The 11,598-nt window shown below is 69.4% G+C and carries 10 protein-coding genes; 8 read left to right on the top strand and 2 right to left on the bottom strand.

Going from position 1 to position 11,598, the window contains the following annotated elements:
• Positions 1 to 101: 101 nt before the first annotated feature.
• From FMQ63_RS26880 to FMQ63_RS26870, 3 genes are all read left to right on the top strand, one after another.
• A complete protein-coding gene (locus tag FMQ63_RS26880) occupies positions 102 to 1,751 on the top strand; it encodes a hypothetical protein (protein ID WP_225909502.1) in 1,650 nt (549 codons plus the stop codon).
• Between the two features lie 14 nt (positions 1,752 to 1,765).
• Positions 1,766 to 2,296 carry a hypothetical protein gene (locus tag FMQ63_RS26875; protein WP_216609242.1) on the top strand — a complete coding sequence of 177 codons (531 nt, stop codon included), beginning with the start codon at positions 1,766 to 1,768 and terminating at the stop codon, positions 2,294 to 2,296.
• A 62-nt stretch (positions 2,297 to 2,358) separates the two neighbouring features.
• Positions 2,359 to 2,964 (top strand): histidine phosphatase family protein, encoded by a 606-nt coding sequence (locus FMQ63_RS26870; RefSeq protein ID WP_011556019.1) that lies wholly within the window; start codon positions 2,359 to 2,361, stop codon positions 2,962 to 2,964.
• On the opposite strand, the gene FMQ63_RS26865 is transcribed toward FMQ63_RS26870, so the two are convergent.
• Both FMQ63_RS26865 and FMQ63_RS26860 read right to left on the bottom strand, forming a co-directional pair.
• Positions 2,965 to 3,528 (bottom strand): aminodeoxychorismate/anthranilate synthase component II, encoded by a 564-nt coding sequence (locus FMQ63_RS26865; protein ID WP_011556020.1) that lies wholly within the window; start codon positions 3,526 to 3,528, stop codon positions 2,965 to 2,967.
• Positions 3,525 to 5,018: an anthranilate synthase component I gene (locus FMQ63_RS26860; protein ID WP_011556021.1), complete on the bottom strand. Its 1,494-nt coding sequence runs from the start codon at positions 5,016 to 5,018 to the stop codon at positions 3,525 to 3,527. Before FMQ63_RS26860 ends, FMQ63_RS26865 begins: the two co-directional genes overlap by 4 nt.
• 178 nt (positions 5,019 to 5,196) lie before the next feature.
• Between FMQ63_RS26860 and FMQ63_RS26855 the strand changes: the two genes are divergently transcribed.
• The 5 genes from FMQ63_RS26855 to FMQ63_RS26835 are packed head-to-tail and all read left to right on the top strand — an operon-like array spanning position 5,197 to position 11,407.
• Entirely contained in the window at positions 5,197 to 6,249 is a 1,053-nt protein-coding gene (locus tag FMQ63_RS26855; RefSeq protein WP_011556022.1) for a ligase-associated DNA damage response exonuclease, read from the top strand.
• A gap of 3 nt (positions 6,250 to 6,252) precedes the next feature.
• The gene (locus FMQ63_RS26850; RefSeq protein WP_011556023.1) at positions 6,253 to 7,848 is read left to right on the top strand and encodes an ATP-dependent DNA ligase; all 1,596 of its coding nucleotides are present in this window, start codon (positions 6,253 to 6,255) and stop codon (positions 7,846 to 7,848) included.
• Positions 7,835 to 10,417 carry a ligase-associated DNA damage response DEXH box helicase gene (locus FMQ63_RS26845; protein WP_011556024.1) on the top strand — a complete coding sequence of 861 codons (2,583 nt, stop codon included), beginning with the start codon at positions 7,835 to 7,837 and terminating at the stop codon, positions 10,415 to 10,417. Before FMQ63_RS26850 ends, FMQ63_RS26845 begins: the two co-directional genes overlap by 14 nt.
• Positions 10,387 to 11,040 (top strand): ligase-associated DNA damage response endonuclease PdeM, encoded by a 654-nt coding sequence (gene pdeM, locus FMQ63_RS26840; protein ID WP_011556025.1) that lies wholly within the window; start codon positions 10,387 to 10,389, stop codon positions 11,038 to 11,040. Before FMQ63_RS26845 ends, pdeM begins: the two co-directional genes overlap by 31 nt.
• A 1-nt stretch (position 11,041) precedes the next feature.
• Positions 11,042 to 11,407, top strand: coding sequence for an HNH endonuclease (locus tag FMQ63_RS26835; protein WP_011556026.1), 366 nt, complete (start codon positions 11,042 to 11,044; stop codon positions 11,405 to 11,407).
• The last annotated feature ends 191 nt before the right edge of the window (positions 11,408 to 11,598 follow it).

Here is an 11,598-nt window from a genome sequence, read left to right as displayed (position 1 = left end):
CATGTATCAGCCCTCAAGAATAACAATAAATAAGAGAACAACTGGCACATCGACTGCAGCCGTCCCTTGTCCCCCCAGCAATGACGGACGAGGAGACCCCCATGATGGATAGGAAATGGCTCGGGCTCCTGTTCATTGGCGCCGTCTGGGCATCGAACGCCTGGGCCAACGACTTCCGAGCCGAGAAGCTCGTGAACGGGCTCAAGCAATACACGGTCGCCACCTACCCGGAGACGCTGCGCTTCACGTTCACCGTCACCAACATCGACCCGACGCTCCCCTCCGAGTTGCTCTCCGCGACCGCGCCCCTGCTGAAGTCCTGCACGCTCTCGCCCACGTCCCCCCTCGTGGTTCCAGCGGGAGGCCACGTCACGTATCAGTGCGAAATCGAGCTGGAGAGCTATGACGCGTGTCTCACATGGGGGATACACGATGCGAACCCCGTGACGCCCAACCACGAGGTCTCCTTCACCAGCACCTTCAGCATCGGCTGGGACGCAGGCGCCAGCCAGGCGGGGGCCAACGTGCTCTGCCTTCCTCAGCCCGACCTGTTCTGTGACGACACCGTCTACCTCTCCACGGCTTCGCGCTCTCCGGAAGGACGGCCCGCGGCCCCCTCACGGCTCTACATCTTCGACCCCACCACCGGCGCGCTGACGCTACAGGGTGAAGCCGCGCTTCCCTACAACGCGCTGGCGTTCAACCACTTCGACAACATCCTGTACGCCATCGCCTCGGACGGTGTCAGCGCGCCCAGCTTCATCCGCATCGACGCCACCGGCTCTTCGAGCATCATCGCCCCGCTGGACACCTCGGCACCTCGCTCGGCCATCTGGACCGCGGGATCCGTTCTCAAGGATGGCTCCTACGTCGGCTTCGAGCACAGCACCCATCGCCTCATCCGCATCAACCCCAGCACCGGGGGCACCCTCTCCGAGCAAGTGGTGACCATCCCGGGAGACTTCCAGATGGCGGACTTCGCGACGAATCCTCGGGACGGCCAGCTCTACGCCTTCAACAACGCCACCCAGCGGCTGACCCGCATCGACCCGCTCACGGGCGTGGCCACCGACCATCCCGAGCCCGCGCAGATTGACGGCAGGTCCGCGGAGAACCCCGTCATGAGCGCCGCCGTCTTCACACGCGACGGCGAGCTCTTCCTCTACGGAACCAGCGGCCCCGACACCCACAGGGTCAGCGGCTTCCATGCCGTGGACGTGACGACGGGAAACCTGACCCGCCTCCTCACGCGGCCGGTGCCCCAGCTCGCGAACGGCGCGATGTGTGGCGTCTACTCCTGGGGCTCGCCTCGTCCGCAGCCGACGACCCGGGACCGCGGATTCTTCGGCGCCAGCGAGAGCGCCCTCTTGGAGTGCCTGGCATACGGCCCCATCTCCCTCGGCGCGCTCGGCGAAGTCTCCACCCTCCCAGGTGCCCTGGGCATCCTCTGGGCCAACCCCGCCATCGCCGCGAACAACACGCGCCGCACGGCCCTGGAGTCCTTGAAGGTCCGGACGGCGCGCGAAGCGCTGACGGCGGTCTGCAACGAGCGCGTCTTCAACACGCGCGCGCCTGCCCTGTCCGCGCTGGAGAATCCCGCGTCGCTCGAACCCGGCCGGGTGGAAGAGCTGCGTCAACGGCTGGAGCGGCACAATCACTCTGGCAAGCGGACCGCCATCCCGCTGCGAAAACGAATCTTCGCGGTGGACCCGCTGCGAGCCATGGAGCGCGCCGAGGAACCTCGGTTCTGAGAGGGAGCGTGGTCATGAAGATTCCATCCCAATCCAGGTGGGTTCCGGGCCTGCTCGTGGCGCTGGGAACAAGTGCCTGCGATAGCAGCGAAGACGATTTGATGCGGGCGCTGGGAGACCCCGTGCTGGACGCCTTCGAAATCCGCCTGCAAGGCCAGGACGCGGCTCAGTACGAGAAGGTCCTGCTGGGCATGGGACAGGTCGAGGTCACGTCCTTCGGCGAGCCCGTCCGCTTCGAGCCCTCGCCCAACGCACGCGCCATGGATTTGTCGGACGCGGACCACGCCCACCTCCTGGGGCGCTTCTTCCTGCCCAGGAACGTGAAGCAGGTGGACATCACCGTGCGCTTGGACGACGTGGGAGCGTTCAAGGAAGACAGCCTGGCAGGCCTCATCAACGCCCAAGCCGGAACCATCCAGTTCTCGACGACGCGCAGCGCCCTGGAGCAACGCTCACGCGTCGTCATCCACCTGCACCTGAAGGACAGCCTCTTCGACGGCAGGGGTGGAAAGACGCTCCTGCCGGCGACTTACATCGCCCACTGAAAGTCCCGACGCCCCGAGGGCCCTCTGGCTTCCACCTGCGCACGAGCCCGGGCCCTGCCAGAATGCGAGCCATGAAGACCCCCGGGAAACAGGTGGTACTCGTCCGGCACGGAGAGACGGAGTGGAGCCGCGCCGGTCGGCACACAGGGCGGACGGACATTCCGCTCCTGGACTCCGGAAGGGAGATGGGCCGCCTTCTCGGCGCGCCGCTGAAGGCCTGGCGCTTCGACACCGTCTACACCAGCCCGCTGAGCCGCGCGGCGGACACCTGCGCCCTGGCCGGCTACGGGGACTACGCCCAACTGCGTGAGGACCTCATGGAGTGGGACTACGGCGACTACGAGGGGCGCACCGGCGCGGAGATTCGCGCCGAGCGGCCCGACTGGACCATCTGGAAGAACGGCGTCCCCAACGGAGAGACCGCGGCGCAGGTCGCCACTCGCGTGGACAGCGTCATCTCCGACGCGCTCCGGACGGACGGGGACGTGCTCATCTTCGCCCACGGGCACCTGCTTCGCGTGCTCGCGGCGCGGTGGCTGGGCCTGCCCCCGTGGGAAGGCCGCCTCTTCCTGCTGAGCACCGCGTCCATCAGCGTGCTCGGCCATGACGGCGACAGGCGCCGCCCGGCCATCGTGTCGTGGAACGACACCACGCACCTGCGCGCGTAGCTACAACCGCCCTTCCAGGAAGTTGCGCACCAGCGCGGGGCCCTCGGGTGTAAGCACGCTCTCCGGATGGAACTGCACGCCCACCACGGGCCGCTCGCGATGGCGCAGCGCCATGATGAGGCCATCCTGGCTCCACGCGGTGGCTTCCAATTCAGCGGGCAGTGACGGCGCCTCCACGATGAGCGAGTGGTAGCGCGCCGCCGCGAAGCCCTCGCTGAGCCCGGCGAAGAGCCCCGTGCCGCCATGCCGGATGTGCGCCGCCTTCCCGTGCACCGGCTCTGGCGCGCGCACCACCTTGCCGCCGAAGGCCGCGCCAATGGACTGGTGCCCCAGGCACACGCCCAGCACCGGCACGCGTGACTGGGCAATGGCCGCCACGCTGACGCCCGCCTCGTGCGGAGTGCAGGGCCCCGGCGAAATCACCAGGTGGGACGCGCCCGAGGCCGCGACACCTTCGGCATCCAGGTCGTCGTTGCGCACCACCTTCACCTCGGCCCCCAGCGTGTACAGGAGCTGCACGAGGTTGAAGGTGAAGGAATCGTAGTTGTCGATGACCAGAATCACCGGCCACCTCCCTCGCGCGCCAGCCGCAGCGCGGCGGCCATGGCGCCCGCCTTGGCTTCCGTCTCGTCCGCTTCCTTCGACGGCACCGAGTCCGCGACCACTCCCGCGCCCGAGGTCCACATCGTCCGGTCTCCGTCCACGAAGAAGGTGCGCAGCGCAATCGCCACGTCCAGCGTGCCGCAGAAGGACAGGTAGCCCACCGCGCCCGAATAGGGCCCGCGCCGCTGGACCTCCAACTCGTCGATGATTTGCATCGCGCGAATCTTGGGCGCGCCCGACACCGTGCCCGCGGGGAAGGTGCTGGCCAGCGCATCCAGCGCGTCGTACTTCGCGTCGAGCTTGCCGCGCACCTGCGACACGATGTGCATCACGTGGCTGTAGCGCTCGATGAGCATCATGTCCTCGACGCGCACCGAGCCAGGCGCCGCCACGCGGCCCACGTCGTTGCGCCCCAGGTCCACCAGCATGATGTGCTCGGCGAGCTCCTTCTCGTCCGCGAGCAGCTCCTTCTCCAGCGCCAGGTCCTCGGCCTCGGACGCACCACGGCGCCGGGTGCCGGCGATGGGCCGCACCACCACGTCCCCGTCGCGCACCTGCACCAGCAACTCCGGCGACGCGCCCACCAGCGCGCGGGCCTCGCCCAGCTCCACGAGGAAAAGGTACGGCGATGGATTCACCCGCCGCAGCGCGCGGTAGAGCGACAGCGGCGGCGGCGCGCCCCGGGATTCGAAGCGGCGCGCGAGCACGACCTGGAAGATGTCTCCGGCGCGGATGTACTCCTGCGCCTGAGCCACCGCCGACTCATACCCCGCGCGGTCCCAGCACGCGGTAGGCGCCGCGTCCCCACGCATGCGCGGCTCGGGCGCATAGGCCTCTGGTGGCAGTGGTTTCAACAACCGATCCGCCATGGCCTGCGCGCGCCCCTCCGCGTCCTTCAGCGCGGCGGCCACGCTGCCGTGCAGCGACGGACGGGCAATGGCGGTGGCCTTGAGCGTCCCGGTGCGGGTGTCGTGCGTGACGAAGTCCTCGCACACCAGCCATTCCGAGTCCGGGAAGGAGATGTCGCTGGGGTGCCGGTCCGGCACCGAGGGCTCCAGCCACGAGAAGCAGTTGTAGCCCATGTACCCCACGAGCCCGCCGAGGAAGGGGGCCTCTCCAGGGAGCCGGGCCACGGCCAGCTCGCGCCAGAGCTGGCGGAGCACATCCAGGGGATTGCCGTCCCGGCGCTCCTCGCGCGAGCCGCGCCACAAGGTGGCACCGTTCCGGTCCAAGCGCACGCGGCCCGCGGGCTCCGCGCCGATGTGGCTGTAGCGGCCGAACCGCTCGCCGCCGTAACACGACTCGAGGATGAAGCCGCGCGAACCACCGCCCAGCTTCAGATAGGCCGACAGCGGCGTATCGAGGTCCGCCGGCAGCTCCACCGACACCGGCACCGCCTCACCCTGCTCCGCGCGCTGCCGATAGGCTGACTTCCGCTCCTGTGCATCCATCGTCTTTGACTCACTTCCCACCACGCATCACGGCAGGGGGATGGGTTATCCCCCGTCCGAGGGGAGTCCTCCAAGCGGTCCGATATTCTCCTCCCCACGCCGCGCAAGCCCCCGGGCCAGCGGGTGCCCGGGAAGCAGCCCGGGGAGTTCCCGCCGGTGAGGCGGCGTCCTACCCCGGGTGGTCCGGCTCCAAGCCCCTCGCTATCTGAATGGGACTTTGAGTGCCGCTCCTTCCGCCCCATTGATGACGGTGACGCCTCAGGGGCTCTACTGCGTTCCCGGCGGCTTCCACGTCGACCCCTGGCGTCCGGTGGACCGGGCGCTCATCACCCACGCGCATGGAGACCACGCGCGCAGTGGCAGCCACCGCTATCTGGGCGCCCGGGCGGGCAAGGGACTGCTCCATCGGAGATTGGGCGCGGACGCAACCATCGACACGCTCGACTACGGCGAACGGCTGCGCATCAACGGAGTCACCGTCAGCTTCCATCCCGCGGGCCACGTGCTGGGCAGCGCGCAGCTGCGTGTGGAGCACGGCGGCGAGACCTGGGTCGTGTCCGGCGACTACAAGCGCGCGCCGGACCCCACGTGCACGCCCTTCGAGGTCGTCCCCTGCCACACCTTCATCACCGAGGCGACGTTCGGCTTGCCCATCTTCCGCTGGGACGCGACGGAGCAGGTGGCCGAGGACATCCTGCGTTGGTGGGACACCAACCGCGCGCTGGGCCGCGCGGCGGTGCTGTTCTGCTACGCGCTGGGCAAGGCGCAGCGGCTGCTCGCGGAGTTGGCGAAGCTGACCGACCGCACCGTGTTCGTCCACGGCGCCTTGCACTCCCTGGTGGACGTATACCGGAACGCGGGCGTCCGCATGCTGCCCACGCACCGGGTGTCGGAGGTGGAGAAGGGCACCTCGTTCGCGGGAGCGCTGGTGCTGGCGCCGCCGAGCGCGAGCGGCACCACGTGGATGCGCCGCTTCGGTGAGCACGAAACCGGCTTCGCGTCCGGCTGGATGCGCGTTCGAGGCAACCGCCGCCGCCGGGGCTTCGACCGCGGCTTCGTGCTGTCGGACCACGCGGACTGGCCCGACCTGCTGCGCACGGTGAAGGACACCCGGGCGGAGCGCGTGCTGGTGACGCACGGCTACGCCGAGCCGCTGGCCCACTACCTGCGCGAGCAGGGCGTGGACGCCGCGCCCCTGGCCACGCCCTTCGAAGGCGAAGCGGAGGACTGACGCGTGCGGCGACTGGCGGACCTCTACGAAACGCTGGACCAGACCACGTCCACCAACGCCAAGGTGGAAGCGCTCGCGCGCTACTTCAAGGAAGCGCCCCCGGAGGACGCGGCGTGGGCGCTCTACTTCCTCACGGGGCAGAAGCTGAAGCGGCTGATTCCCACGAAGCTGCTGGTGGGGTGGACGCAGGAGCTGACCCGCATCCCCAGTTGGCTCTTCGAGGAGGTCTACGCCTCCGTGGGTGACCTGGCGGAGGTGATTGCCCTGCTGCTGGACGCCCGTGAGCGCCCGGCGCGGACCGAGGAGCTGCCCCTGTCCGTCTGGCTGGAGCAACGCCTGTTGCCGCTGCGTCAACTGGACGCCGCCGGGCAACGCGAGCAGGTGGTTTCCTGGTGGCACGCCATGCCCCGGCGTGAATTGTTCCTGCTCAACAAGATGCTCACCGGCGAACTGCGGGTGGGCGTGTCCTCCACGCTGGTGGTCCGCGCGGTGGCGCAGGTGGCGGGCCTGCCCGCGCCCAGCGTGGCGCACCGGCTGATGGGGACGTGGACGCCCTCGCCCACCTTCTTCCGGCAGCTCGTGTCCCAGGACGTGTCGGATAGCGACAGCTCCCGGCCCTACCCCTTCTATCTCGCGTCGCCGCTGGAGCAGCCACCAGGGGACCTGGGCGACCGGGCGGAATGGCAGGTGGAGTGGAAGTGGGATGGCATCCGGGGCCAGCTCATCCACCGCAAGGGCAGCGTGCACCTGTGGAGCCGCGGCGAGGAGCTCATCACCGAGCGCTTCCCCGAAATCGCGGACGCCGCCGCCGCGCTACCCGAGGGCACGGTGCTGGACGGCGAGGTGTTGGCCTACGCGGACGGAAGGCCCCTGCCCTTCGCCCAGCTCCAGCGGCGCATCGGCCGGCAGAAACTGACGCCCAAGGTGCTGGCCGAAGCGCCCGCGGCCTACCTCGCCTACGACATGCTGGAGCTGGGAGGCGAGGACCTCCGGAGCCAGCCGCTGCGCGTGCGGCGCGCGAAGCTGGAGGCGCTGTTGGAAGACGTGCCTCGGCTCCCCGTCTCCCCCGTCGTGCAAGCGGCGACCTGGGAGGACCTGGCCACCGCGCGGGGCGAAGCGCGAGAGCGCAACGTCGAGGGCTTCATGCTCAAGCGCCTGGAGTCGCCGTACCTCACAGGGCGCAAGCGGGGCGACTGGTGGAAGTGGAAGATTGACCCGTTCACGGTGGACGCGGTGTTGCTGTACGCGCATCCGGGCCACGGTCGGCGCTCGTCGCTGTACACCGACTACACCTTCGCGGTGTGGAACGGCACGGAGCTCCAGCCCGTGACGAAGGCGTACTCCGGCCTGACGGACGCGGAGATTGGCCGGCTGGACCGGTGGATTCGCGCGCACACGCGGGAGAAGTACGGCCCCGTGCGCTCGGTGGAACCTGAACAGGTGTTCGAACTGCACTTCGAGGGCATCCAGTCCTCGCCGCGTCACAAGTCGGGCGTCGCGCTGCGCTTCCCTCGAATCGCCCGCTGGCGGACGGACAAGAAGCCGCAGGACGCGGACACGCTGGACTCACTCAAGGAGCTGCTCCATGCCAGCGGGTAGACCCCGCTCGCTGCGGGCGCAGATTGCCGCCAGTCGCAAGGCCCTGCGCGCCACCACCGAGCCTCTGAACGCAGAGGCACCGTCCAAGCCCAGGCGCCCCCGCATCCAGCGCGCATCGACTCGAGTTCAAACGAATGAACCACCGCTGGAGCGGCTGCGCGGCTGGTTCCGCGCGAAGGGGTGGACGCCCTATCCATTTCAAGAAGAAGCCTGGGCCGCCCATGCGCGCGGCGAAAGCGGGCTCATCCACGTCCCCACCGGCGCGGGCAAGACGTACGCGGCCTACCTGGGTCCGCTCGCGGACGTCGCGGCGAATGGACAGCCAGGGCTTCAACTCCTCTACGTGACGCCGCTGCGCGCGGTGTCCCGGGACGTGGAGAAGGCGTTGAGGGAGCCCCTCACCGTGCTGGACGCGGACATCACCGTGGAGAGCCGCACCGGCGACACGTCCTCGTCGGTGCGCCAGCGTCAGCGGGAGCGCCTGCCGCAGGTGCTCATCACCACGCCGGAGTCGCTGTGCGTCCTGCTCACGCATGAGCGGGCCCCGGAGCTGTTCGCGTCACTGCGCTCCGTCATCGTCGATGAATGGCACGAGCTTCTCGGCTCCAAGCGGGGTTCGCAGTTGGAGCTGGCGCAGGCCCGCCTGCGCCACTTCGCGCCGGGCCTGCGCACCTGGGCGCTGTCCGCCACGCTGGCCAATCTGGAAGAGGCCGCCCGTCACGCCGTGGGCACCGGCCAGACGCCCACGATTGTGAACGCGGCGTTGGAGCGGCCCGTCGTTGTCGAGACATTGCTGCCCGAGTCCGTGGATGCGTTCCCCTGGGCGGGCCACCTGGGCTTCTCCATGCTGGCCCGCGTGGGCGCGTGGCTGGACGCGGAGCGCTCCACGCTCATCTTCACCAATACGCGCTCCCAGGCCGAGCGCTGGTTCGAAGGCCTGCGCTTCGCCCGCCCGGAGTGGGAGCACCTCATCGCGCTCCACCATGGCTCCATCGACCGCGAGGAGCGCGAGCGCGTGGAGAGCGGCCTCAAGGAAGGCTCGCTGCGCATCGTGGTGTGCACCTCGTCGCTGGACCTGGGCGTGGACTTCGGCCCGGTGGAGCGCGTGGTACAGGTGGGCAGTCCCAAGGGCATTGGCCGCACGATGCAGCGCGCGGGCCGCAGCGCCCACCGCCCGGGCGCCACGTGTCACATCCTCTTCGTCCCCACGCACGCGCTGGAGCTGGTGGAGATGGCCGCCGCCAAGGACGCGCTCCTGCGCCGCGAGGTGGAGGCCCGCACGCCGCCGGACAAGCCGCTGGACGTCCTGGCGCAGCACCTGGTGACGTGCGCGTTGGGCGGCGGCTTCACGCCCGACGCCCTGCGAGACGAGGTGCGCACCGCGGCGGCCTTCGCCGGCCTCACCGACGAGGAGTTCGCGTGGACTTTGTCCCTGGTCCGCGAAGGCAGCCCGACACTGCGCGCCTACCCGGAGTTCCGGCGCGTGGTGGAGCACGAGGGCCGCTGCGTCGTCGCGGACGCGCGCGTGGCCCGCATGCACCGCCTCAACATCGGCACCATCACCTCCGACGCGGTGGTGCAACTGCGTTACTGGAGCGGAGGGCGCCTGGGCAGCGTGGAGGAGTCCTACGTCAGCCGCCTCAAGCCGGGCGACACCTTCATCTTCGCGGGGAAGAAGCTGGAGTTCAGCCGCATCCAGGACATGACCGCCTACGTGCGGCCCGCGAAGACGAAAGTCACCCAGACGCCGCGCTGGGGCGGCAGCCGCCTGCCCTTGTCCGGCTCATTGGCCGCGGCCGTTCGGCGCACGCTGGACACCGCGCGCCACGGCGACGTCACGTCGGACGAACTGGCCGCGGCCTGGCCCGTGCTGGACGCGCAGGCCCGCCTGTCCCGCATCCCCGCGGCGGACATCCTACTGGCGGAGACGTGCCAGACGCGCGACGGGCACCATCTCTTCCTCTATCCCTTTGAAGGACGGTTGGTGCACGAAGGACTGGCGGCGCTGCTGGCACTGCGGCTGACGCGCCTGCGCAAGGCCACCTTCACCCTGTCGGTGAATGACTATGGCCTGGAGCTGCTCACGCCCACGCCCTTCCCCTTCGAGGAGGCGCTGCACCCCGCGCTCTTCACCCGCGAGCGTCTGGAGGCGGACGTCCTGGAGAGCGTCAACGTCGGCGAGCTGTCAAAGCGCCAGTTCCGCGACATCGCCCGCATCGCCGGGCTGGTGCTGCCGGGCCTGCCCGGCGCGCGCAAGTCCTCGCGGCAGGTCCAGGCCAGCGCGTCGCTGCTGCACGACGTCTTCATCAAATACGACCCCGACAACCTCCTGCTCGTCCAGGCCCGCCGGGAGGTGCTGGAGCAACAATTCGAGGAGGGGCGCCTGGAGCGGACCTTGGAGCGGCTTCAAGCCGCGCCCGTGGAGCGCATCCATGTCCGCCGGCCCACGCCCCTGGGCTTCCCGCTCGTCGTCGAGCGCATCAGCGCGAGCCTGTCGAGCGAGTCCCTGCTGGAGCGGGTGGAGCGATTGAAGGAGCGATGGACTCGCGAAGATGCCAGGTCCGCATAGAGGGCACCCTGCTGGAGCTGCTCCCGGAGCGCGCCCTCTACTGGCCCGACACCCGCACCCTGGCCGTGGCGGACCTGCACTGGGGCAAGACGGAGAGCTTCCAGCAGCACGGCATCCCCCTGCCCACCGGCGTGCTGGAGGACGACCTGGCCCGCCTGTCCGCGGCGCTCACCACCACCGGTGCCCGCCGCCTGCTCCTGCTGGGGGACCTCATCCACTCCCGCCAGGGCCTCACCCCCGCCCTGGTGGACCGGCTGGCCCTGTGGCGGGAGTCCCACGCGTCGGTGGAGTGCGTCCTGGTGCGGGGCAACCATGATCGGCACGTGGAGACGCTGCCCGGGCGCTGGCGCCTGGACGTCCGCGAGTCCCACGCCGACGAAGGCCCCTTCCGCTTCGCCCATCACCCACAGTCCATGTCAGGCCGCTACGTGTGGGCAGGTCACCTTCACCCCATGGTGCGACTGGGCGGCAAGAGCGACACACTGCGTCTCCCCTGTTTCCATGTGGGACGCGACGTGGGCGTGCTCCCGGCCTTCAGCGCCTTCACCGGTGGCGTCAACGTCTCCCGCCGCGCCGGCGATCGCATCTTCGCCCTCGCCGGCCCCGCAATCGTCGAGGTGTAGGGTGAGTCAGGCCAAGCGTCGGAAGATACTGGGTATCATCGAAACGGATAATACCTTCGAGCGCGCCAACCACCGGGACCGCGAGGCGTGGCTCGGCAAGTGCTTGCACTGTAACGCACACCTATGGGTCGGCCTGGATGGCGAGCCGATCAGCCGCGCCACCATCGAGCACATCCTGCCAAAGACGGCCGGGGGCACCGAGGCGCTGACCAACCTGGGTCTGGCCTGCGCCCGGTGCAATCAGGGCAAGGGCACCCGGCACGACGCCCGTTATCACCGGGACGCACGCGCCCGGGAGCTGGTGGAAAGGCTTCTGGCCCGGCGCCTCGCGCACTGGCGGAAGCCGGAGACCGACGAAGAGCCGTGAAACACCCGGAGTGATCCTCCCCGACGGGTGCTTTGCTCAATCGTCCCTACCTCCCTCCAGAAGAGAGATTCATCACCGCGCGACCGCGACTTTCCGCCCTCGCACGAGGAAGTGGTATCCCCGTGCCGCCATATCAGAATGGTTGACACTGCCGTGTCGATGCCCGATGGTCCCGCGCCGCATTAGGGCAG

This window comes from Myxococcus sp. CA005, from assembly GCF_006518205.1.
Taxonomy (GTDB): domain Bacteria; phylum Myxococcota; class Myxococcia; order Myxococcales; family Myxococcaceae; genus Myxococcus; species Myxococcus xanthus.
The sequence above is the reverse complement of the archived record's forward strand: the minus strand, read 5'-3'. Positions and strand labels throughout refer to the sequence as shown.